The sequence below is a fragment of the Zongyangia hominis genome, assembly GCF_014385095.1.
Taxonomy (GTDB): Bacteria; Bacillota; Clostridia; order Oscillospirales; family Ruminococcaceae; genus Zongyangia; species Zongyangia hominis.
This window is the reverse complement of the sequence record NZ_JACRTC010000005.1, coordinates 1-21,915: the sequence shown is the minus strand read 5'-3', so window position 1 is coordinate 21,915 and position 21,915 is coordinate 1. Positions and strand designations below refer to the sequence as shown.

The window sequence follows — 21,915 nt, the reverse complement described above, 5'->3', positions numbered from 1 at the left end:
GCGGCAGTGCAAAGGGCCGCCGCAATGGGGACTGGCAACAAATCGTAGAGGCTTTGGCTATAAGATCAGGGCCGCCAGCTGATAGAGGTAGTTGGCCGCGATGCCCGCGCACAGCCCGCCGATGGTGTGGGAGCCGATGGCCGCGGGGATAAATTTGCGGCAGTGGATGACGTCCATCATGGACACATGGGTGCTCAGGTACCCGCTCCAGCACATGCCGATGGCGGTGAAGACCGCGATCTGGTTGGGGCCCGCCGCGCCGTTTTTTAACATGTTGGGAATGAGCGCCATGGCCGCCCCCGTGGACCCTAAGGAGGTCAGCGGCACGGCGATGTTGCCCGGGTCCTGGAATCCGAAAAGGAACTTCGCCACTGGGGAGATGAGCTCCCCCAGCTTGGGCAACAGCGCCACGCCCTCGTAGGCGGCCCCCGTGTAGGCGGACGCACCGTCCGCGCCGACACCCGCCCCGTAGGAGAGGAGCATGACGAAGGTGCAGATAACTAACACCCCGGGGATAATCTCCATCCCCATCTGCACGCCGGTTTTTCCGCCGGAAAGGAGGCTGTTCATCACCCGGCGAAAGACGGAGTCTTCCACCTCCACGTCTTCCACCACCGCGGTTTTGGCCCCCCGAATGTCCTGCTTATACTGGGCCCGGGTGATGCCGTATTCCCGCTTGGTACAGCGCATCATCAGCTTGACGCTGACAATGCTGCCGATGGCCGCGCCCAGGATGCCGATGAGCACCGGGGCCACATATTCCGCGCCCTTCCCCAGCCCCAGCATATAGGTGGCCAGGATGAGCCCCATGCCGAAGGAGGTTCCCAGGTTGCACAGGGTGGGCAGCTGGTAGTTTTTAAAGTATTTGACGTAGTTTTTGTTCTCTGTCAGGGTGAGGATGGCGGGGTTGTCGGAGACAAAGGTGGTGACAATGCCCAAGGCCGCCGCTCCCGGCAGTCCGTAGAGAAAGCGCATGGCGGGGGAGATGAGCTTATTGATGAGCGCCACCACGCCAAACTCGGTGAAGAGCGAGGAGATGGCCCCCGCAATGACCGAGACGGCCATCAGATAAAACACCGTTTCCAGCAGCAGGTTGTAAGCGGTGTTCATGATGGTGCTGAACATGGCACCAAATCCCATGACCGTGGCCACATAGCCGAAGAATAGGAAGATGACCGCGAGGCAGATAAACGTCTCGGCGGTGACAGCCTTTTTTCGCTTCACCGAGCAGCCCTTCTCTCAGAGTTGATTGATCTATCAATAAACTTATTATAGCCGCGGCCCAGCCAAAAAGCAAGGATTTCCAGGCAAAAAGCTCCCGTGGTTTTTCACAAGAATACGGCATGTCCCTTGGTGCTTTTTTCGAGGGCGTTTTCACCCTGCATCGGGGCCAAACACAGGGCCTCCCCGCCTCTCCGGTCTACAGTTCGGGACGCGCCGGCGAACCATGCGCCCGACTTTCCATGTGCCTTCAGAGTCGCACCAAAGAAACCGATGTGCTGGGGGGCGCTCCCCCGCTCCCTTTGCTGAACCGGCCGCCAGAAAAGGCGGCCGGTTTCATCACCACACTATGAACCGACGCGTGGGAGTTTTACGCGCTCCTCCCCTTCCATAAAAAACAGCCGCCTAAAAGGCGGCATATCGCCTATCGGCGATATGATGCGCAGGGCATCCGCGCCTTGCGCTCCGCCCTTCTTGCGCAAAAACAGCCGCCTAAAAGGCGGCTGTTTTTCGTACATATTCGTCTATTGGGTGCTTACTGGTCCCAGCCGTAGACGGCGCGGGCCCGCTCCACCGAGATATAGCCGTTTTCGATGTCGCGCTTGACAGCGTCGCGGCATCTCTCCTTGGGATCGCCGTAACCGCCTCCGCCACCGGTGTAGAGCCGGACCACCGAGCCGCGTTTGAGCCGCAGGTCGGCGCCTTTGAGGAAGCGCTTCTCGTCGGGGGTATCAGGCTCGATGACCACGTAGGGAGGCGTGGCGTCCCCGCCGCCCAGGAGCCCCCAGGCCGGGGTGACCGAGCGCTCGAACCAGGTGCCGATGGCGCAGTCGTCGGTCTCCACCTTATACTGGCGGATGACGCCGCAGCCGCCGCGGTACTTGCCCGCGCCCTCGGAATCCTGACGGATTTTATAGCACTGCACTTCCACCGGATAGGTGTGTTCCACAAATTCCACCGGCAGATTCTTAAAGTCGCCGTTGACCATGTTGATGAGGGCCGACTCGCCGTCGCCGCCGTCAAAGCCGCCCCAGCCGCCGACCGTCGCTTCGCAGGAGGTGAAGAACTCATTCCCGCGGCGGGGGTTGGTGCCGTAGAAGAAGATGACCATGGAGTCGCCGTAGTGGGCGCCCGCCGCCTTGTCGGGAACCACTTCCGCCAGCGCCTTGACCACCAGGTCGATGAGAAGGCCCAGGGAGGAGAAGTACCACTGGCAGGGGGCCGGTTCCTCGGCCGCGAAGATGGAGCCGGGAGGCACGATGACGTCCAGGTTGCGGAAGTTGCCGCCGCAGATGGGGGCATCGGGATTCACGAGCTCCTTGAAGGCCACGCGGGCCGCCGCGATGGTCTGGGCGAAGCCGCAGTTGACGGCGCCCTTGGTGGCCGGGTTGGACCCGGTCAGGTCGATGACCATGTTGTCGCCGTCCACGACCACCTTGCAGCACACTTTGACATGGTGCTCCAGGTCGTAGTTATCGTTGTCCAGGCACCCTTCCGCATAGTAGGTGCCGTCGGGCAGGGTTTTGACAAATTCCCGGTCCAGCTGCTCGGCCTGCCGGAAGATCTCTTTAGTGGCCTCGCGGACCACGTCCAGGCCGAAGCGGTCAAGAATCTCCACAAAGCGTTTCTCACCGGTGCGGCTGGCGGCGATCTGAGCGCCGATGTCGCCCTTCATGGCCGCGTGGAAACGGCTGTTGAGGGAGATCAGATTGAGCACATCCTCCCGCAGAACCCCCTGGTCGATGAGCTTGACCGGCGGCATACGGATGCCCTCCTGGTAGATATCGGTGGAGTCGATGCAGGCCCCGGGCACCTTGGCGCCCACGTCCAGCATGGCGGCACGGGTGGCGGTGAAGCCCACCAGCTCCCCTTTGTAGAAGATGGGAGAAACGGTGGTGAAGTCGCCCACGTGGGTGCCCTGCATGTAGGAGTCGTTCATGATATACAGGTCGCCCTCTTTGTGGGACTCGATCCCCACGGTATCGTTGAGGATTTTGATGCAGATGTCCAGGTTGCCCAGGAAGATGGGCAGGCCCGCCGACTGGCCCAGCATCTGGCCGTCGATGTCGAAGATGCCCACAGAGCAGTCCTTCATCTCATAGATGAGGGGGCTGAAGGCGCTGCGTGCCAGACTGTTGTTCATCTCGTGCGCCGCCGAGTTGAGTGCATTGCGCACAATCTCGACAACAATCGGACTGACTTTATTGCTCATTTTCTTTTCGCTCCTTCTCTCATATCATTGACCGGACTCCCCGCGCAGGCGGGCGAGCTTCTCCGGTTCCAGAAGGGATACGGCGTAGTCGATTTCCTCTTCCGTGTTCCAACAGTGGACACAGTATCTGGCGACGCCCTGGATGCCAAAGAGTTTGAGCACTCCGGGGCTGTAAAAGCTGTGCGCCATGATGCCCACGTTGTTCGCGTTGATATAGCGTCCCAGCGCGTCAAAGGGGATGCCCTTTACATTGAACCCGATCATGCCGCCGTGCTGGGAGGCGTCGGGGGAACCGTAGACTTCCACATCGGGGAGCTTTCGCATCCCGGCGATCATGCGGTCTAACAGCAGATCCACCCGTTCCTTGATGGCGGGCACGCCGCCGATTTCTTCGATGTACTCCACCGCCCGGCCCAATCCAAAGGCCGCCGGGAAATTGACTTCTCCAAAGTTGAGCCGGTCGATACCCTTGTGGGGGGTGAAGCGGTTTTTACTCCAGTCCCAGTCGTTTTCCCGCCAGTCCCAGAGACCGTTATTCCAGGTGGCAAAGACCGGCTCGATCTCGTCGACCCTGGACGATCTGGCATAGAGAAACGCCGAGCCCGCCGGGCCTCTGAGGTACTTGCGCCCCGATACGGCCAGGAAATCGCAGCCGATTTCGTCCACGTCGATGGGGACGATGCCTGCTGTGTTGGCCGCGTCGAGCAGGTAGAGGGTCCCCGCCGCCCGGGCGAGCTTTCCCACGGCCGCCGCCGGCTGGACCATGCCAAGGTTATTGGCCATGTGGCACAGCGCCACCATCTTGGTGCGGCCGTCGATGAGGTTTTCCATGGCGTCCAGGTCCACAAGACCCGGCAGTTTGGCCGGGGCAAAGCGGACTTCCAACCCGTAAAGCTCTTTGAGGCGCAGGAAGGGGGCCACATTGCTGATGAAGCTCATCTCATCCACCACCACGTTGTCGCCGGGGGCGACCCGCAGTCCCGCAACCACCATGCCGATGGCCTGGCTACCGTTGGGAACAAAGAGGATTTCGTCGTCATGGGCGCCGATGAGGGAAGCTATACTGTGGCTCGCCCGGTTAAAGCGCTCGGCGGTCATCTCCTGGGCCTTGGCGCTGGTGGAGCCGTACTGAACGGCGATGGAAAAGTATTCGTTCATCGCCTCAAGCACCTGCTTGGGAGGCACGGAGGTGGAAACATGGTTGAGATAGACGTTTTCGCAGGGGGTGTCGCTTCTAAGCTTTTGTAGATTCATAGCATGCCTCTGTTGTCCCCGCCCTGCCGACAGAGGGGGGATTTCTATCCTGTTCCGGCGGGCGGGAGGGCGCTTACCGGCCCTCCCCTTCCCTGCCGGGAGATGATGCGGGTAGCCTCGGGACGAACAAGACGCCCTCCGCGCCTTTGTCTGCCGCGGCCATTGTCCTTTGTGGGCACTCCCATCAAAACGGGAGGCCCCGCGTCCACGAGGATTTCTTAAAGCTGACCCGACAGTTATTTATGCCGCGGGTTCCGCGTCCTTTCTGCCGCCCAGGATGGCGTGGCTCTTCACCGCCAGGATGAAGCCGACGAGGGTGATAACGCCGCCGATGACAGCGACCACGTCACAGGCCGGGGACGGGAGGATGAACGGGGAAATAAAGCTGACGAATACGCCGCCGAGCACGCCGATGAGGAAAATCTTCTGCTCTTTGTCGAGAATGATTTTGCCGTCTTTCCACTCTTCCGGCGTATATTTGCCCGGTTTGACCTTCGCCTGGATGACCATGCCCACATAGTAGAGCAGTCCCGCGATAAACATGGAGGTAAACGCGGAATAGCCGATGGGAATGAAGGCGGCCGCCACACAGGCGATGACCATAGCCGCCAGCGCAATCCAGTTGACGCCGGTGTGGTCCTCCCACTTTCTGCTGCGGATGAGGTAGTGGTCGAGGGCCAGGATGATGCCGATGGGGGCAAACAGGATGGCGATGGACTGCAGGAAGGTGTCCAGCCAGGTCAGGATGCCGGTAAGCGCCAGGATGGTGCCGATGGCGGCCGCCGCGATGGTGGCCCACATCTTGCCCTTGGCGGATTTGATGTTAAACATATTGGCAACAGCCAGGCCGCAGGAGTAAGCCGCGACCACCATGGTGGTCATCTGGGCGATGAGCACGCACAGCAGGGAAAGGGTGCCCATATGGAGCTCATTGGACATAATGGAGACGATGTCCCAGGTGCCGGAGGTGGCGGACAGGATGATGCCGATACCGTAGATGCAAAAGCACACCGGGATGTTGCCGATGAAGGGGGACAGAACGCTGTCGGGCATAATCCGGGGATTGCTTCTGGAGTAATCGGAGAACATTAGCCACTGACAGGCCGAGCATCCTAAGAGCAAAACGATGGCCGAGGTAATCGACATGGGACTGGTGGGTTCGCTTTCGACCAGGGCTTTGAGGCCGGGGCCGAAGCCGCCCAGGTTCTGGAAGACGCGGAAGATCGCGTAAGCAAAGACGATGAGCACAAGCGGCACCAGGACTTTGCTGATCTTGGCGATGAGCCGCTGGCCTTTGAGGGCCGGAATGACGAAGATCAGGCCGATAAAGACCATGACGATGGCATAAATCCAGAAATTCTGCGGGTCGGTGTGGTCGACCTTAAACGCCTGCAATCCGGCGCTGGCCGCGACAGCCACGTGGGAGCCGTACCAACCCATGTTCATATAGAGCAGCAGGAAGGAAATGAGCGTCCGGGAGGTCACCGAGCCAAAGGCGCAGCGGGTGAGCTGGGCGCTGGGGCGTCCGGTGTCCGCGCCGACCGCGGCGTTGATGGCGGAGTAGATCTGCGCTAAGGTCAGGCCCACCAGCATGACCACAAAGGCGGTGACAAATTTAAGCCCCTGGGCCAGGGTGGCGCCGACGAAGATAATCGGGATATTGAGGTCACAGCCGGCGAAGACTGCAGCCGCGTTGGTCCATTTTGTTCGCTTGTTCGCGGGGATAACGTCCAATGTCATGTCTTCTGATGCCGTTACGCTGGAAGACGCTTTTTTCGCGGTTTCTACCATGGATGTTCCTCCTTTATCTTTCGGTCGCAGACGTGTCTTCTTTCTATTCCTTTACCATGACCATACTGCCCATTTCGTTGACAGTAAGCGTCCATGCGGGAGGCACCACCGTGGTCGCCGTCAATTCGACGATGACAGCCGGGCCCTTGACCTTGCTGTCCATGCCGATATCGGAGCGGTTGTACACCTTGACAGGCTGCTCCTTAAAGTCAAAGACGCCGGGGAACTCACGGATGGCCTTGGGCTCGCCGGAAACTCCCTCCACGGGAGAGGCGGGCACCTTGTTGGAGGCGGCCATAACGCTCAGTCGTACGTTGACCATCTCCACCGGATCGCCGGGTGCGGAATGTCCATACAGCCGCTCGTGGAGGCTGTGGAAATTCTTCTTGGCGACCTCTTTGTCAAACGCGCCTGCGGAGGCGTCGTCCACCGGCAGGTTGATGGTGAACTCCTGGCCCACATAGCGCAGGTCCATGGCCTTGTGGAAGACCGCGTTGTCCGGAGAGATGCCTTCCTTGGCGAGCACGCCGCACAGCTCCTCATAGAGCACATCGAAGATGCCGTCGATGGTGGCGCTATCCACCTCGTCGATGGGGGCCATCTGGGTGCGGACCGCGTCGTGGCGGATGTCGGCCTGCAGCATGCCCCAGGCGGAGAAGCCGCCGGGCACCGCGGGGATCATGACTTCCTCGATGCCGAGCTCTTCAGCGATGTGGGCCGCGTGCATGGGTCCGGCGCCGCCGAAGGCAAGGAGAGTAAACTCTCTCGGGTCGATGCCCCGGCGGACGGTGATCTCACGGATGGCGTCGGCCATCTTGTGGTTGGCAATGGCCAAAATGCCCTCGGCCGCCGTGGGGATATCCATGCCGAATTTATCGGCGAAGTTGCTGACGGCCTTCTTGGCCGCGTCGATGTCCAGCTTCATCCGCCCGTCCAGGAAGTGGTCGGGGTCGATGCGACCGAGGACCAGGTTCGCGTCGGTGATGGTGGGCTGGGTGCCGCCCTGGCCGTAGCAGGCCGGGCCGGGCTTCGCGCCCGCGCTCTGGGGACCGACGCGCATGCCGCCGCCCTCTTCCCAGGCGATGGAGCCGCCGCCGGCGCCGATGCTGAAGATATTGACTGTGGGAACCAGCGCCGGGAAGCCCTCAACGTTGGACTCGACGGTGATCTCGGTCTGGCCGTCGACGATGAGGCTCACGTCGAAGCTGGTGCCGCCCATGTCCACGCCGATGACGTTTTTCCGGCCGCAGACCGTGCCGCCGATGGCGCCGCCCACCGGGCCGGACATGAGGATCTGCACAGCTTTATCCACCGCAATTTCATCCTTCATGACGCCGCCGTTGGACTGCATGATATAGAGGTTGCCCTCGAAGTCTCTGGTTTTCAGCTCCGTGTTGAGGGCCACCAGGTGGCTCTTGGTGATGGGGGAAACATAGGCGTTGAGCACCGTGGTGCTGGTGCGCTCATACTCCCGCCACTCCCTCGCCGTCTCGGAGGAAGTGATGACCATGACGCCCTCGCCCAGGTAATCTTTGAGCCAGGCCGCCGCCTTCTCTTCATTTTCCGGGTTTAAGTAGCTGTTGATCAGACAGATGGCGATGGATTCATAGCCGCCGTCCTTGAGCTTGCCCGCAATCGCTTCCAAGGAAGCCGTCTGCAGCGGCAGCTTGACGGAACCGTCGGCGGAGGTTCTCTCATCCACTTCGTAGATGTCTTTGCGGGGCACCAGGGGCCGGGGACGCTGGTAGCGGTTATTGTACATGTCGGGGCGGTTGCCGCGTCCGATTTCCAGCACGTCGCCGAATCCGCGGGTGGTGATGACCGCGCATTTGGCGCCTTTTCTCTCGATGACCGCGTTGAGTCCGGATGTGGTGCCGTGTACAATGTTCTGTACTTGCTTATACCTGTCCTCGATCACCTCGTCAAAACCCTTCATGATACCGTTGGTGAGTTTTTCCGGAGTGGTGAGGACCTTGGTGGTGGTATATTCACCGGTAGCGTCGTTAATACAAACCACGTCGGTAAAGGTACCGCCAATGTCGGCAGACAGACGATAGGACATAACACTTTCCTCCTTTGGATGAATTTTCGTTTATACTGAGTTGTTCGGTCTATCATCGCGGCCTTTTCTCACCTGCTCGCCTGTTGTCAGCCACTGAATTGATAGATCAATCAATCAATACTTCTTTTGCTATCATTATATCTTTTTAACAGGATAAAGTCAATCTTTTTAAAATTTTTAGGGAATTTGTCGAAGTTTCTCCCCGCGCCTCTGTGAAAATTTCATTGCATTTTTTGAAATTGCCGCTATAATAAAGGCATAGATTGACAAATCAATCAAAATATGATGGATTTTCCGCTATGACTTTAACGACTGGAGGCCGTCCTATGAACACCCAACGACTCGCAAGACTCTGCGCCAAAATGGAAGGAAAGGGGTTGGATCAGCTGATCCTTTCCCATCCCACCCACATCAAATACCTGACCGGGCTGTCGCTCTCCGGCGGGGAGCGGCTGCTGACCCTGAACATTAGGCGAAGCGGCGAGGCCCGCTTCGTGGCCAACCGCCTCTTCCCGCTTTCCGAAGATTGCGGCGTGGAAATCGTCTGGTATTCCGACTGGGACGACTGCGTCGGCGTCCTCGCCTCCACCCTTTCAGACGGGGAGACGGTGGGGCTCGATCACAATTTTGCCTCCGGTTTTGCCCTTGCTCTTGCGGGGAAAAAACCGCAGGTGCGCTTAGTCCCCGGCTCGGGCGCCATCGATGAGGTCCGCATGATCAAGGAGCCGGAGGAGATCGCGCTCATGCGCCTGTCCTCTCGGGCCAACGACCAGTGCATGGACGGGCTTATCCGCTCCATCCGCGGGGACCTCAGTGAGCGGGAGCTGGCCGACCATCTCTATGACCTCAGCCGTCAGGCCGGCACCGACGGGTACGCGGGCGGCGCCATCATCTCCTATGGGGAGAACGCCGTCGACGCCCATCACGCGGCCGATGCCACAGCCCTTCATCCCGGCGACAACATCGTCATGGACTTCGGGTTCGGCTATCACGGCTACCGCTCGGACATGACCCGGACGGTCTTCTACCGGCAGGTGTCGCCGGAGCTTGGGAAGATCTACGAGATCGTTTTGGAGGCCCAGCTGGCCGCCGTGGACGCGGTGCGTCCGGGGGTGCGCTTTAGCGAAATCGACCGGGCGGCCCGGGAGATCATCGAGCGGGCGGGCTATGGCGAATACCTGCCCCACCGGGTGGGACACGGCATCGGCCTGGATGTCCATGAACCGCCCTATGTGGTGGGCGGCAATGCCATGAAGCTGCTTCCCGGCATGATTTTTTCCATCGAGCCCGGCATCTACAAGCCCGGCGTGGGCGGCGTGAGAATTGAAGACCTGATGCTGGTCACACCGGAGGGAAGCGAGAACCTCAACCACTACACCAAGCAAATGCAGATCATCCCCTAAAGCATCCTGTGTTTGATAAAAGCGGACAAAACGGATCGTTTTGTCCGCTTTCTTTTTATGCCTTATTGGCCCAGCATGATCTTGAGGATTTCGATGTCCGTCTCCTTCATGCCGTCCTTCCCCACCCGGCCCAAATTCTGGATGGTCTTTTCGATGTCGTCCTCCGCCAGGCCCTCGCCGTCGGAGAAGCTCAACCCCTCCTTGGCCATGAGGTAGGCGTTGATCCCGGCGTCCACCGCCGAGGCGATCTTGGCCGCGCAGGAGGGCTTGGCCCCGTCGCAGACCATGCCGCCGATGTTGCAGATGGTGTTGACGATGGTGCGGCAGATTTCTTCATAGCTGGCCCCCATCAGATAGGCGATGCCGCAGGCCGCGCCGCATCCGGCGCTGGTGGCGCCGCAGTAGGCCGAAAGGCTGCCGATGTACCGCTTCTGGTGCAGGGAGACCAGGTTGGCCACCAACAGCGCCCGGTAGAGCTTTTCTTTGGGCATGCCGTACTCCCTGGCGTACTCGATGACCGGCATGGAGACGGTAATGCCCTGGTTGCCGCTGCCGGAGTTGATGACCACCGGCATGGCGCAGCCGCTCATCCTGGCGTCGGAACCGGCGGCGGCCCGGGCTCTGGCGCGGGTCTTGATATCGGCGCCGTAGTTGCGCAAAATGGTTTTGCCCACGTCCGCGCCGTAGTGGTGGCGCAGCCCCTCGTCGGAGATGGCGGAGTTCATCTCGATCTGGTTATCCAGCACCTCTTTGACGCGCGCGATGTCCACATGGTCGGCAAAGTCCAGGATGTCTTTGACATTCAAGCAGGACATGTCGACCGGCGGGTCGAGCTCCTCCTCTTCCTCCTGGGTGAGCAGCACCTGGCCGTTTTTCTCAATCAGGGTGATAAAGGTGTGCTTATTCTTGATTTCGACCTTAGCGTAATCTTCCCCTTCCCCCCATACGGTGGCGAGGATGTAGAGGTTTTCCACCCCCTCTTTGAGGGTGCAGTGGCAAAAGCCCGCAGAGACAAGGCGCTTGGTCTTCTCCCTGTCCTCTTCGGTGACAGATTGGAGCACATTGAGCTGGGCGTCGGCGTCGCCGCCCACGGCCCCCAGGGTGGCGGCCACCTCAATGCCCTTAAGGCCGCCGGAATTGGGAACGGTGACGCCCTTGACATTTTTGATGATGTTGCCGCTGCACTCCACCTCCATCCGCCGGGGCAGATACCCCAGCGTCTGGCGGGCCTTGGCGGCGGCGTAGGCGATGGCGATGGGTTCCGTACAGCCCAGCGCCGGCACCAGCTCTTTTTTCAGTATTTTTATGTATGCTTCGTAAAACGGAACGTCCATATCCAACCTTCCTAGTTACAATATGACGGTGTTGTTTCGTGTCCCGTCCGGCCCATGGGCGAATCGGCTATCTGCTCAGATGGAGCTTGCAGGTCGGGCAGCCGGCCGCGATGGTGTCGCTCAGATCGAAATGCAGGCCGTTGGCCTCGGCAATGCCCCGGTCGCCGTCCATGGCGATGTCGCACAGAATCTGGCAGGTCTCGTCGTCAAATCCCAGCTTCTGCCAGGCGCTGACCAGCGGGCAGTAATGGAAGGTGACAAAGACGTTATTTTCGTCCTGCTCGGTCTCCATCTCGAAGGTCTTGGTGGCAAGCTCGGGCAGGAAGATGCCTTTAAAGACCCGGCAGTCCAAGGAGCCTTCGCATCTTTCCTTATAACCGGCCCCGTGGAAGAGCCCGCAGCGTTTGACAGCCGCCCGGCAGATGGCCTCGGCATCGGCGCCCGCTTTTTTCGCCTCGTCATAGATCAGCCCCATCCAAGTGGCGCGGTGCTCAATGGCGCTGCGGTTGATGTCTACCTTCTCTTCGTGCAGTGAGACTTCGTTTTTGATTTTCGACATAATTCATCCCTCCATCAATTGGTATTAACATCTTTATAAGATTACATTGATCATATCACAGCACCCTAATTTCTTCAATATTTTTTTCAAAGTTTATTATAATTTTCAAATTTAATTTATTTTTTTGTGCAATATTTTAAAACTTCTTCTAAATCCAGCTTGACCCTTCCCCACATATCTGGTATATTTAAAAAAAGAAATGTACGCCCTTCGGGCAAGGGAGAATGGAAATGCAAGACAAAAAAAGTCTAAAAGATCAAATCTACACTTCACTGTTCCAAGATATTATTGGCGGCGTCTACAAGCCCGGCGACATCCTGCGGGAGAAAACGCTGGTAGAAAAATATAACGTGAGTAAATCCCCGGTACGGGAGGCCCTCATCGAGCTGTGTAACGAACATGTTTTGCGGAGCATTCCCCGCTACGGCTATGAGGTGGTCAGCCTCACCGACCAGGATGTGCGCAACATTCTGGAGTTTCGCCAGATGCTGGAATGCGCCTGCCTGGACCGCTATTGGGGCACCTTTACCCCCGAACAGATTAAAAAGCTGGAGGTGGTGGCCCACTCCTTCCCGGAAAATTGCGAACTGAGCGCCCTGCTTCAATGGGAGAATAACTCCGCCTTCCATCTGGCGCTGGTCTCCTGCTGCAACAACCGCTATATCTACGACATGCTCAAAACCGCCATCACTACCCTCACCCGTGCCTTCGCCCAGTTTTATTGGGACCGGTGGCGCAAAACCAACTTCGTGTTGGAAAACACCCAACACAAAATGATTGTGGAATACATCAAAAATGGAGACAAGGAAAAGGCCATAGCCTGTCTCTATAACGATATGAATGAATTTGGTCTCAAATGACCTAAAATTGTTTGACTTCTTCTAAAAGGACCCCGGGAGCCGTTTCTACGGCTCCCGGGGTCCTTTTCGTTGGGGAAAACAGGCTGGAAATAGGCGGGTGCTTTAGCTAATTGCACAAACACAACGACAAAATAACAGCAGATGTACAAAAATGTGATTCTTCTATTGACAGCGTTTATTGGCGCAAATATAATGATGACGTAAAGAAAAAGAAAGTAATTTAATTTCAAACGAAAGTATAATTTGTTTCGAAGATTTTTTACAAGAAAACAAATACGGAGGAGATTCTATGACGGACCGGCAGACACAGATTCTCAACATCATATCGGAGGAGCGGAAGGTGGAGGTCATGCGGCTTGCGGAGCTGATGAACGTGACCCAGGTCACCATCCGCAAGGACTTGGATTACCTGGAAAGCAAGGGCCTCATCCGCCGCCAGCACGGCACGGCGGAGATCGACGCGGAGGACGACATCACCAACCGCTTGGCCTACCACTATTACGAAAAATCCCTCATCGCGGCCCAGGCGGTGGAGATGATCCACAACGGCGAAGTCATCATGATCGAGTCCGGCTCCTGCTGTACCCTGCTGGCCGAGCAGATTGCCAAAAAGCGCAAGGACGTCACCATCATCACCAATTCCGTCTATATCGCCAACTATATCCGGCCCGCCACTTCCAACCAGGTGGTGCTGCTGGGCGGTTCCCTCTTGATGGAACCCATGGTCACCGTGGGGCCGATTATGTGCCAGGCGGCCGTCAACTTCTATGTGGACAAGTTCTACACCGGCACCGACGGCTTTACCCCCAACGGACACTTCACCGGCAAGGACATCATGCGGGTGGAGACCATCCGGGTGATGTCCCAGCAGGCCAAGAAGACCATCATCCTCACCGAGTCCAACAAGTTTTCCCGCCAGGGCACCCTGGCCCAGTTCCCGGCGGACGACGTCTACGCCGTCTACACCGACACCAAGATTCCCGAGGATGTGGAGAGCTATCTGAAAGAGCACAAAGTGATTGTGAATAAAGTCGATACTACGGGCAGAGGGGAGGTAAAGTAGGAACACAGCAAAGAAAAAAGCACCGTCTACACAAACGTCGTCAGAAGCATCAAAAGAGTGAGAAAGGGAAAGGGAGCATCATGAAAAAGGCACTGTCAGTTTTACTCGTCATCGCGTTACTCATCGGCTGTCTCGCCGGATGCGGCGGCAGCCCGGGATCGGATCCGTCTCAGTCCACGGATGGGAACTCTTCGTCCTCCTCTTCCCCGGCGGGTTCCGGAGAAGAGCGGTTAAAAATCGGCATCGTCCTCAAGACATTAGCCAGTGAATACTGGGTGGCCATGGCCGACGGCATCAAGGCCAAGGCGGAGGAACTGGGCGTCGACGTGGAAATCATGGCGGCCGCCTCCGAAAGCGACACCGGCAACCAGCTCCAGATGCTGGAAGACATGGTTTCCGGCGATTACGACGGCATCGGCGTGGCGCCGATCACCGACACCAACCTCATCAACGGCGTTGCCAAGGCCTGTTCCAAGGGCATCCCGGTGGTGGACTTGGACCAGGGCTTCAATGAGGATGAGCTCAAAGCCGCCGGCGGCTGGTTGGTGGGCTACTGCACCACCGACTATGTGGTGACCGGCCGGCAGGCGGGCGAATACCTGGCCGGCAAAATGGGCAACAAGGGCAAGGCCATCATCATCGAAGGCATGGCCGGCAACCTCTCCAGCGAATCCCGGAAAACCGGCTGCAACGAGGTGCTGACCAAGGCGGGCATCGAGGTCGTCGCCTCCCAGCCCTGCGACTGGGACCGTCAGAAGGCCATGGACGCCACCACCAACCTCTTAAGCGTCCATCCCGACGTCACCGGCATCTACTGCTGCAACGACACCATGGCCCTGGGCGCGCAGCAGGCGGTGGACAACCTGAACCTGGGCGACAAGGTCTTCGTCGTGGGCACCGACGGCAACTCCGAGGCCATCGAATCCATCGCCAACGGCCATATGGCGGGCACCGCGGCCCAGAAGCCGGACGTCATCGGCGAAACCTGCCTGGAAATGCTGGTAGAATTTATCCGCAGCGGCAAAGAGGGCGGCATGGACTACGAGATGGAAAACGTCCTCCTCGACTCCTACATCATCTCCCCGGACAACGTGGCGGAACATCAGAAAAAGTAACGGAAGCTAAGGATATCATCGAGGGTGCCTCCTTTTGGACTGCCAACCAGAAGGAGGCACTTCCTAGAAAGGGAGAAGACGTATGGAAAATCTCGTGGAAATGAAGGGAATCACCAAGCTGTTTCCAGGCGTCAAGGCACTGAGCAATATCAACTTAGACCTGCGCCCCGGGGAAGTCCATCTGCTCTTGGGCGAAAACGGCGCGGGGAAATCCACGCTGATGAAGATTCTCAGCGGCGTCTATACCCCCACCGAGGGCATCATCAAGGTGGGAGAAAAGGAGTACACCAGCCTGACGCCCCATCTGTCCCAGGAAAATAAGATCGCCATCATCTACCAGGAGCTGAGCGTGATCAACGAGCTGACCATCGCGGAAAACCTGTTTATCGGCAAGCTGCCGGTCAAAAAGGCGGCGGGCATCTTCCGGGTGGTCGACCGCAAAGAGATGGCCGCGCGGGCCAAGGAGCTGCTGGCCATGGTGGGCTTTCACCGCGATCCGCTGACCTCGGTCAGCGAGCTGTCCATCAGCGAAAAGCAGCAGGTGGAAATCGCCAAGGCCCTGGCCAGCGACGCCCGGGTCCTCGTCATGGACGAGCCCACCTCCTCCCTCAGCGGGGAGGAGACCGAACAGCTTTTCACCATCATCCGAAAACTCAAGGCCAAGGGGGTGGGCATCTTCTACATCTCCCATAAAATGAGCGAGATGAAGGAGATCGGCGACCGGGTCACCGTCCTCAAGGACGGGATGCAGGTGGCCACCCTGGACATGAAGGACGTTAAAGACGAAAAGCAGATCATCTCCCTGATGGTGGGCCGGGAGCTCTCCCAGCAGTCCCTGCGCCGCCCCAAGGAAGAGGGCGCGGCGCCCAAAAAGGTGGCGCTCAAGGTGGAAAACGTCACCCGGGTGGACGAAAAGGTCAAAAATGTCAGCTTTGAACTCCACCACGGCGAAATCCTGGGCTTTGCGGGTCTGGTCGGCTCAGGGCGGACGGAGCTGATGAACACCATCTTCGGCGCCGAGCGGATGAAGACGGGCAAGGTTTGGCTCGACGGTAAGGAAATCCACGTCCACTCCCCCTACGAGGCGGTGAAAAAGGGCATGGCCTTCATCACCGAGAGCCGGAGGGAGACGGGATTCTTCGATAACTTCAATATCTGCAAAAACATCGCGGCGGTCTATAACATCAAACGCACCTCCTGTAAAGGCCTCTCCGGGCTCATCCATCCCAAAAAGGAGCGGGAAATCGCCGCGAAGCAGAAGGAGGACCTGTCCATCCGCTGCACCGGCATCGACCAGATGGTGGCGTCCCTCTCGGGCGGCAACCAGCAAAAGGTCATCGTGGGCAAGTGGCTGGCGTCTAAGGCCAACCTGATGATCTTCGACGAGCCCACCCGCGGCATCGATATCGGCGCCAAGAGCGAGATCTATCACATCATGCGGGGCCTGGCCGACGAGGGCAAGGGCATCATCATGGTGTCCTCCGAGCTGCCCGAGCTCATCACGCTCTGCGACCGGATTGTGGTATTTAACAAGGGGGAAATCGCCGCGATTTTCGACGGCGAAGAAGCGACGGAGGAAGCAATTATGGCCGTCGCCGCCTCCTAGAAGGAAAAGAAAACAGGTGAACGATTATGAATCATAATTTGCAGAAAAGGCTTTCGCTTTACTGGGATAAATTCGGCACCCTGGTCATCTTGATTTTACTCGTCTGCTTCATGGCCATCTTCGGCCCGCCCCAGTTCATCGCGCCGGGAAACCTGTTGCAGATCGCCATTCAAAGCTCCATCACCATCATCATTGCCTGCGGCGAATTCTTCGCCATCCTCATCGCCGGCATCGACCTGTCGGTGGGCTCGGTGATGGGACTGGTGGGCATGGTCACCGCCAAGCTCATCGTGTTGGACATCATGCCCTGGTATGTGGCGGTGCTGCTGGGCATCCTGTCCGGCGCGCTGTGCGGCCTCTTTAACGGGCTGCTCATCAACGTCACGGGACTGCATCCCTTCGTCATTACCCTGGGCACCCAGTCCATCTTCCGCGGCGTCACCCTGATTATTTCGGACGCCACCTCGGTCTACGGCTTCCCCCAGACGTTCAAGGACGCCATGGGCGGATGGCTGGGCGGGGTCATCCCCAGCGCCGTGGTCATCGCGCTGTTATTGGCGGCGATTTTGTGGTTTTTCTCGTCTAAGACCGTCATGGGCCGCAACATCTTCGCCCTGGGCGGCAACAAAGAGGCCGCCTGGTTCTCCGGCATCCACACCAAGCTCTATACCCTGTTAGTCCACACCCTGTGCGGCGTCTGCTTCGGCCTGGCGGGCATCGTCTACACCGCTCGCATCGGCTCGGCCGAACCCCTGGCCGGCCAGGGCTATGAGACCTTCGCCATCGCCTCCGCCATCATCGGCGGCACCAGCTTCTTCGGCGGCCGGGGCAAGATTCCCACCGTGGTCGTCGGCGGCCTCATCATCGGCACCATCAGCAACGGGCTCAACATGCTGGGGGTCAGCTCCTATTATCAGCAGATCGTCACCGGCGCGCTCATCATTGTCGCCGTCACCGTGGACCGTCTGTTCAAAGGCAAATCCGCCAAATAGCCCCGAGAAGAAGAAAGAAGGAATGAGATGAAAGCGCTCAATTACGGCCTGCCCGTCCAGATGGAGGAAGAGACGGGGGAACTTAAGTTCGGCGAAGGGGTCCTCTGCGCCGGGGTCAAGGCAAAATGCTTTGGAGAAATTAAAAATCTGGCCTACGACCCGGAGGAGGCACAGGACGGCGAACACTGCTACACCTTCTACCAGGATATCTGGAAGGAGCAGGACGCCCCCCTCTTTGCAAAGCACCGGATCACCAACGGCATCACGGTGCTGATGCCCGGGCTCATGGGATATGAATGTCACAAAAATTCCGGCCATTACCACGGCATGGCGGAAGGCCGCGCCTCCACCCTGCCCGAGGTCTACGAGGTGCTCAGCGGCCGGGCGGTCTTCTTCCTGCAGCAGTCCCACAGCTTCCTTGAGGAAAGCGGCCCCCTGCAGGTGGAGCGGCTGCGGGCCTTCTTCCTCACCGAGGGCGAAAAGCTGGTCATCCCCCCTTTTACCGCCCACTGTGTGGTCAATGTGGGGAAGGGCCCCATGGCCTTCGGCAACCTGGCCGTCCCCTGTCCCCTCCACTACGAGCCCATCGCCCGGATGCACGGCTTCGGCATGTACCTGCTGAGAATACAGGGACAGCTGGCCTTTGTCCCAAACCCCCGTTACCGGGATCTGCCCCTTTTGGAGGTGGCCCGTCCCAAGGAGTGCCCGGAGCTTGGCATCTCCTTTGACACGCCCCTTTATGCGGCGTTTGTCCGGCGGCCGGATACCTTTGCGTACTTAGGACATCCCGGACAGTGCGACCAAATCTTGGCGGCACTCTATGAATAAGAAAGGGAGGAAATTTCTGTGAAATTACAGATTGCACTCGACTTGGTGGATGTGGATACCGCCCTTGCCATGGTGGAGAAGATCGCGGACATCATCGACATTGTAGAGGTGGGCACCCCCATGATCGTCAAGGACGGCGTGGCGGCGGTGCGCGCCATGAAGGAGCGCTTCCCCCAGGTGACGGTGCTGGCCGACGTGAAGATCGCCGACGGCGGCTTCATCGAGTCGGGCTACGCCGTGGACGCGGGGGCGGACATCGTCACCGTCCTGGCCATCGCTTCCGATCCGACCATCCAGGGCGCTCGGGACGCGGCCCATCAGGCGGGTAAGGAAATCTATGTGGACATGCTCAGCGTGCCCGACGTGGTCGCCCGCGCCAAGGAGCTCGACGCCATGGGGGTGGACTACATCGGCGTCCACACGGCGTCGGACGTCCAGTCCCTGGGCCGGACCCCCTATGAAGAGCTCGAGCAGATCGCCAAGGTCGTCAAAAACGCCAAGGTGGCCGCCGCCGGCGGCATCAACCTGGACACCATCGGCAAGGTCAAGGCCCTGGGCGCCGACGTGGGCATCGTGGGGAGCGCTTTGACCAAGGCCCCCGATCTGCGCCGGGCGGTGGAAAGTTACCAGGCCGTTATCAAGGGGGAGACAAAATGAAAGATGTCATCCAAACAAGCGTCGCCATCGCCAACGAACTGGCAGAGAACCTGGCCCGGATTGATACCGGCGCCGCCGATGCGCTGATCGACGCCATTTTATCCGCCAAACGGGTCTTTTCCGCCGGGTGCGGCCGCTCCCTGCTCATGATCCGGGGCCTCGCCATGCGGCTGATGCACTTGGGCCTCACTTCCTATGTGGTGGGTGAGACCGTCACCCCCGCCGTCGCGCCGGGGGATCTGCTGATCATCGGGTCCGGCTCGGGGGAGACAGGCTCCCTTGTCACTATGGCCCAAAAGGCCAAAAAGCTGGGGGTCAAAATTGCCCTCATTACGATCTACCCCGACTCCACCCTGGGAAATCTGGCGGACATCGTCCTGCGGATTCCGGGCACCACGGGGAAAAGCGAAAAAGACAGCGGCATCGTATCCGTCCAGCCGGGCGGGAACATGTTTGAGCAGAGCATGCTCCTCTTCGGGGACGCCCTGGTCATCTGCCTGGCCGATCGGGCGGGCATGCAGTTAAACGACGCCTCCATCATGAGCCGTCACGCCAATCTGGAATAAGCATGGGAGGAGGCTATCCTATGAAACCCCTGACCATCGGCATCGACATCGGCGGCACCCATCTGCGCATGGGCGCGGTGACGCCAGAAGGCGAGGTGCTCCACTTTGAGCGGACATCCAGCCAACGTCTGCGGGAGGGCGACGGCCCTTCCCACCTCGTGGAAGCGGTGCGGGCTTATCTCGACCGCCACGCCCTGACTGAACAGGTGGAGGCCGTAGCCGTCGGCATCCCCGGCACGGTGAGCAAGGAGAAGCGCCAGGTCTTCAGCGCCCCCTATCTCTCCGGTTTTGCGGGCTTCGATCTGAAAGCGAAGCTGGAGGAGGGCCTTGGCCTGCCGGTCTTTCTGGACCGGGACGCCAATTTCCTCCTTTACAGCGATATGCACCGCTATCAAAGCGAAATTGATATGTCCCACATGGAGATGATGGTGGGCCTCTATTTCGGTTCCGCTGTGGCCAACGCCTTCTTTATCCACGGCAATTTCTACGACGGGGCCAGCGGTGTCGCCGGGGAGATCGGCCACAATCCCCTCTACGGACTCACGGAGCGGGACGTCTGCGGCAACACTGGCTGCGCGGGACTGCGCTGCGGGGGGAAATATCTGGAACGGGTGATCGCGGAAGACTTTCCCGGCATCCCCCTCCATGAAATTTTCCTTAAAAAAATAGACGAGCCCCGCATCCGACAGTTTGTCAAGGATATGGCCATTCCCATCACCCAGGTGGCCAATATCCTGGACCCGGATCTGATCTTCATCGCCGGCGGGGTCACCGATATGCCGGGCTTTCCCTGGGAGCTGCTGGACAAAGCGGCCAGGGAGCACATGCGCCATCCCCTGCCCGCCGAAACCGCGCGCCTCATCTTCACCCGGCACAGCAGGGAGAGCGGCGTGCTGGGGGCGGGGCTCTATGCCTTTTTAAGACGCGGGGCATAGAGAAAATATTTGTCAACATAGGAGGACATGATGAAAGATTTATTAGCGCCATCCATTATGTGCGGCAACCTGCTCAATTTGGAGCGGGAAATTGCGATCTATGAGGAGGGCAAGGCGGACCTCATCCACTTTGATATCATGGACACCACCTTTACTAAGACCACCATGCTGCCCCCCAGCCTGATTCCCGCCATCCAGAAAGCCACCCGTATTCCAGTGGATGTGCATGTGATGGTGGACCGGCCGGAGCGGTTTATCGATACCCTGCTGCCGCTGTGCAAAGACGCCTATGTAAGCTTTCATGTGGAGGTGACCAAGGAGATTCAAAACCTATTGAAAGCCGTCAAAACTGCCGGCGGGCACCCCTCCGTGGCGCTCAATCCCGGGACGCCGCTATGTATGATTGAGGAGGTGGCGCCGCTCTTGGACATGCTGCTTCTCCTCACCTGCAACGCTGGACATGGCCCAAAGCAGGACATTGACGCCCAGATGGCGGACAAAATCCGCCGGGGCCGCGCCCTCCTCGACAGGGCCGGACGGACGGACGCCATGCTTGAGGTCGACGGCAATATCTCCTTTCAAAACGCCAAGACCGCTCAGCGATGCGGGGCCAACGTCTATGTGCTGGGCACGGCCAGCATCTACCGCCCGGACAGCGGCGTGGTGGAAAATATGGAAAAACTGCGGGCCCACCTGGCCACACCCCACTGAGAATCCTCCTTCTTTTTATTATTTTCCTCTTCCATTTTCTTTCCCCACGCAAAAATAGAGAGGGTGGCAAGTGTTTCTACTTGCCGCCCTCTCTGCTTGTCCACAAAAAAGAGAAAAGCCGTTCAACTTGCGTTGAACGGCTTTTTCTGGAGCTGCTAACCAGAATCGAACTGGTGACCTCGTCCTTACCAAGGACGCGCTCTACCGACTGAGCCATAGCAGCATATGGCGACCCGGATGGGGATCGAACCCACGACCTCTAGCGTGACAGGCTAGCGTTCTAACCAGCTGAACTACCGGGCCAATATGGCAGGGGCAGAAGGGCTCGAACCCTCGGCACGCGGTTTTGGAGACCGCTGCTCTACCAACTGAGCTATGCCCCTAAGATACGCAAAACAATCGACACAATAATAATGGTGGGCCTTCAGGGATTCGAACCCGGGACCGACCGGTTATGAGCCGGTTGCTCTGACCAACTGAGCTAAAGGCCCACATCCAACATCATGCGACTGCCATCAGCCACGTGGCTGATGGCAACCACATTTCTGGCTCCCCCTGTCTGGCTCGAACAGACGACCCTGCGGTTAACAGCCGCATGCTCTACCGACTGAGCTAAGGAGGAATATGAGAAGCCGGCACCGACCTATCTTCCCAGGCAGTCACCCACCAAGTATTTTCGGCACAGATGAGCTTAACTACTGTGTTCGGTATGGGAACAGGTGGGACCTCATCGCAATAGGCACCGG

Annotated in this window: 18 protein-coding genes, 5 tRNA genes and 1 rRNA gene; 11 read left to right on the top strand and 13 right to left on the bottom strand. The window is 58.8% G+C overall.

The window, feature by feature from the left end:
• Positions 1 to 57: 57 nt before the first annotated feature.
• The 5 genes from H8709_RS07815 to H8709_RS07795 all read right to left on the bottom strand — a co-directional run bounded on the left by H8709_RS07815 (position 58) and on the right by H8709_RS07795 (position 8,540).
• Positions 58 to 1,224, bottom strand: coding sequence for a CD0519/CD1768 family membrane protein (locus H8709_RS07815; protein WP_262397820.1), 1,167 nt, complete (start codon positions 1,222 to 1,224; stop codon positions 58 to 60).
• Positions 1,225 to 1,756: 532 nt separating this feature from the next.
• Entirely contained in the window at positions 1,757 to 3,433 is a 1,677-nt protein-coding gene (locus H8709_RS07810; protein WP_262397819.1) for a hydantoinase B/oxoprolinase family protein, read from the bottom strand.
• Positions 3,434 to 3,457: 24 nt separating this feature from the next.
• Positions 3,458 to 4,687: an aminotransferase class V-fold PLP-dependent enzyme gene (locus tag H8709_RS07805; RefSeq protein ID WP_262397818.1), complete on the bottom strand. Its 1,230-nt coding sequence runs from the start codon at positions 4,685 to 4,687 to the stop codon at positions 3,458 to 3,460.
• 240 nt (positions 4,688 to 4,927) lie between these two features.
• Positions 4,928 to 6,478, bottom strand: coding sequence for a purine-cytosine permease family protein (locus tag H8709_RS07800; RefSeq protein WP_262397817.1), 1,551 nt, complete (start codon positions 6,476 to 6,478; stop codon positions 4,928 to 4,930).
• 43 nt (positions 6,479 to 6,521) lie between these two features.
• On the bottom strand, positions 6,522 to 8,540 hold the full coding sequence (locus H8709_RS07795; RefSeq protein WP_262397816.1) for a hydantoinase/oxoprolinase family protein: 2,019 nt from the start codon (positions 8,538 to 8,540) through the stop codon (positions 6,522 to 6,524).
• A 326-nt stretch (positions 8,541 to 8,866) separates the two neighbouring features.
• Between H8709_RS07795 and H8709_RS07790 the strand changes: the two genes are divergently transcribed.
• Positions 8,867 to 9,943, top strand: a complete 1,077-nt coding sequence (locus tag H8709_RS07790; RefSeq protein WP_262397815.1) for a M24 family metallopeptidase — start codon at positions 8,867 to 8,869, stop codon at positions 9,941 to 9,943.
• A gap of 62 nt (positions 9,944 to 10,005) precedes the next feature.
• Here the strand turns inward: H8709_RS07790 and H8709_RS07785 are convergent, their stop codons facing one another.
• Positions 10,006 to 11,277 (bottom strand): L-cysteine desulfidase family protein, encoded by a 1,272-nt coding sequence (locus H8709_RS07785; RefSeq protein WP_262397814.1) that lies wholly within the window; start codon positions 11,275 to 11,277, stop codon positions 10,006 to 10,008.
• 67 nt (positions 11,278 to 11,344) lie between these two features.
• Positions 11,345 to 11,836: an L-2-amino-thiazoline-4-carboxylic acid hydrolase gene (locus tag H8709_RS07780; RefSeq protein ID WP_262397813.1), complete on the bottom strand. Its 492-nt coding sequence runs from the start codon at positions 11,834 to 11,836 to the stop codon at positions 11,345 to 11,347.
• Positions 11,837 to 12,066: 230 nt separating this feature from the next.
• Here H8709_RS07780 and H8709_RS07775 point away from each other — a divergent pair, with 230 nt between their 5' ends.
• The 10 genes from H8709_RS07775 to H8709_RS07730 all read left to right on the top strand — a co-directional run bounded on the left by H8709_RS07775 (position 12,067) and on the right by H8709_RS07730 (position 21,169).
• Complete coding sequence (locus H8709_RS07775) at positions 12,067 to 12,696, top strand: GntR family transcriptional regulator (RefSeq protein WP_262397812.1); 630 nt, start codon at positions 12,067 to 12,069, stop codon at positions 12,694 to 12,696.
• Between the two features lie 289 nt (positions 12,697 to 12,985).
• Positions 12,986 to 13,759: a DeoR/GlpR family DNA-binding transcription regulator gene (locus tag H8709_RS07770; protein ID WP_262397811.1), complete on the top strand. Its 774-nt coding sequence runs from the start codon at positions 12,986 to 12,988 to the stop codon at positions 13,757 to 13,759.
• A gap of 80 nt (positions 13,760 to 13,839) precedes the next feature.
• Positions 13,840 to 14,874, top strand: coding sequence for a sugar ABC transporter substrate-binding protein (locus H8709_RS07765; RefSeq protein ID WP_262397810.1), 1,035 nt, complete (start codon positions 13,840 to 13,842; stop codon positions 14,872 to 14,874).
• Positions 14,875 to 14,956: 82 nt separating this feature from the next.
• Complete coding sequence (locus tag H8709_RS07760; RefSeq protein WP_262397809.1) at positions 14,957 to 16,480, top strand: sugar ABC transporter ATP-binding protein; 1,524 nt, start codon at positions 14,957 to 14,959, stop codon at positions 16,478 to 16,480.
• Between the two features lie 26 nt (positions 16,481 to 16,506).
• Positions 16,507 to 17,472, top strand: coding sequence for a D-allose ABC transporter permease (alsC, locus tag H8709_RS07755; RefSeq protein WP_262397808.1), 966 nt, complete (start codon positions 16,507 to 16,509; stop codon positions 17,470 to 17,472).
• A gap of 27 nt (positions 17,473 to 17,499) precedes the next feature.
• Positions 17,500 to 18,300: a glucose-6-phosphate isomerase family protein gene (locus tag H8709_RS07750; protein ID WP_262397807.1), complete on the top strand. Its 801-nt coding sequence runs from the start codon at positions 17,500 to 17,502 to the stop codon at positions 18,298 to 18,300.
• Positions 18,301 to 18,318: 18 nt separating this feature from the next.
• A complete protein-coding gene (hxlA, locus tag H8709_RS07745) occupies positions 18,319 to 18,957 on the top strand; it encodes a 3-hexulose-6-phosphate synthase (RefSeq protein WP_262397806.1) in 639 nt (212 codons plus the stop codon).
• A complete protein-coding gene (hxlB, locus tag H8709_RS07740) occupies positions 18,954 to 19,523 on the top strand; it encodes a 6-phospho-3-hexuloisomerase (protein WP_262397805.1) in 570 nt (189 codons plus the stop codon). The genes hxlA and hxlB overlap by 4 nt, the downstream gene beginning before the upstream one ends.
• A gap of 20 nt (positions 19,524 to 19,543) precedes the next feature.
• The gene (alsK, locus tag H8709_RS07735; protein ID WP_262397804.1) at positions 19,544 to 20,458 is read left to right on the top strand and encodes an allose kinase; all 915 of its coding nucleotides are present in this window, start codon (positions 19,544 to 19,546) and stop codon (positions 20,456 to 20,458) included.
• 30 nt (positions 20,459 to 20,488) lie between these two features.
• Positions 20,489 to 21,169, top strand: a complete 681-nt coding sequence (locus H8709_RS07730) for a ribulose-phosphate 3-epimerase (protein WP_262397803.1) — start codon at positions 20,489 to 20,491, stop codon at positions 21,167 to 21,169.
• Positions 21,170 to 21,316: 147 nt separating this feature from the next.
• On the opposite strand, the gene H8709_RS07725 is transcribed toward H8709_RS07730, so the two are convergent.
• From H8709_RS07725 to rrf, 6 genes are all read right to left on the bottom strand, one after another.
• Positions 21,317 to 21,392: transfer RNA gene (locus H8709_RS07725), tRNA-Thr, on the bottom strand.
• 3 nt (positions 21,393 to 21,395) lie between these two features.
• Positions 21,396 to 21,472: transfer RNA gene (locus H8709_RS07720), tRNA-Asp, on the bottom strand.
• Positions 21,473 to 21,476: 4 nt separating this feature from the next.
• Positions 21,477 to 21,552 (bottom strand) — tRNA-Trp (locus H8709_RS07715).
• Positions 21,553 to 21,583: 31 nt separating this feature from the next.
• Positions 21,584 to 21,660, bottom strand: a tRNA-Ile gene (locus tag H8709_RS07710).
• Between the two features lie 55 nt (positions 21,661 to 21,715).
• A tRNA-Asn gene (locus H8709_RS07705) sits at positions 21,716 to 21,791 on the bottom strand.
• An 8-nt stretch (positions 21,792 to 21,799) separates the two neighbouring features.
• Positions 21,800 to 21,915 (bottom strand): 5S ribosomal RNA (gene rrf, locus H8709_RS07700).

Bases quoted from the DNA above. Each gene is read 5' to 3' on its own strand.
- alsK (WP_262397804.1), top strand. From the start codon at position 19,544: ATGAAACCCCTGACCATCGGCATCGACATCGGCGGCACCCATCTGCGC.
- H8709_RS07800 (WP_262397817.1), bottom strand. From the start codon at position 6,478: ATGGTAGAAACCGCGAAAAAAGCGTCTTCCAGCGTAACGGCATCAGAA.
- H8709_RS07785 (WP_262397814.1), bottom strand. From the start codon at position 11,277: ATGGACGTTCCGTTTTACGAAGCATACATAAAAATACTGAAAAAAGAG.
- H8709_RS07760 (WP_262397809.1), top strand. From the start codon at position 14,957: ATGGAAAATCTCGTGGAAATGAAGGGAATCACCAAGCTGTTTCCAGGC.
- H8709_RS07795 (WP_262397816.1), bottom strand. From the start codon at position 8,540: ATGTCCTATCGTCTGTCTGCCGACATTGGCGGTACCTTTACCGACGTG.
- hxlB (WP_262397805.1), top strand. From the start codon at position 18,954: ATGAAAGATGTCATCCAAACAAGCGTCGCCATCGCCAACGAACTGGCA.
- H8709_RS07770 (WP_262397811.1), top strand. From the start codon at position 12,986: ATGACGGACCGGCAGACACAGATTCTCAACATCATATCGGAGGAGCGG.
- H8709_RS07765 (WP_262397810.1), top strand. From the start codon at position 13,840: ATGAAAAAGGCACTGTCAGTTTTACTCGTCATCGCGTTACTCATCGGC.
- H8709_RS07805 (WP_262397818.1), bottom strand. From the start codon at position 4,687: ATGAATCTACAAAAGCTTAGAAGCGACACCCCCTGCGAAAACGTCTAT.
- H8709_RS07790 (WP_262397815.1), top strand. From the start codon at position 8,867: ATGAACACCCAACGACTCGCAAGACTCTGCGCCAAAATGGAAGGAAAG.
- H8709_RS07810 (WP_262397819.1), bottom strand. From the start codon at position 3,433: ATGAGCAATAAAGTCAGTCCGATTGTTGTCGAGATTGTGCGCAATGCA.
- H8709_RS07780 (WP_262397813.1), bottom strand. From the start codon at position 11,836: ATGTCGAAAATCAAAAACGAAGTCTCACTGCACGAAGAGAAGGTAGAC.
- H8709_RS07730 (WP_262397803.1), top strand. From the start codon at position 20,489: ATGAAAGATTTATTAGCGCCATCCATTATGTGCGGCAACCTGCTCAAT.
- H8709_RS07775 (WP_262397812.1), top strand. From the start codon at position 12,067: ATGCAAGACAAAAAAAGTCTAAAAGATCAAATCTACACTTCACTGTTC.
- alsC (WP_262397808.1), top strand. From the start codon at position 16,507: ATGAATCATAATTTGCAGAAAAGGCTTTCGCTTTACTGGGATAAATTC.
- H8709_RS07750 (WP_262397807.1), top strand. From the start codon at position 17,500: ATGAAAGCGCTCAATTACGGCCTGCCCGTCCAGATGGAGGAAGAGACG.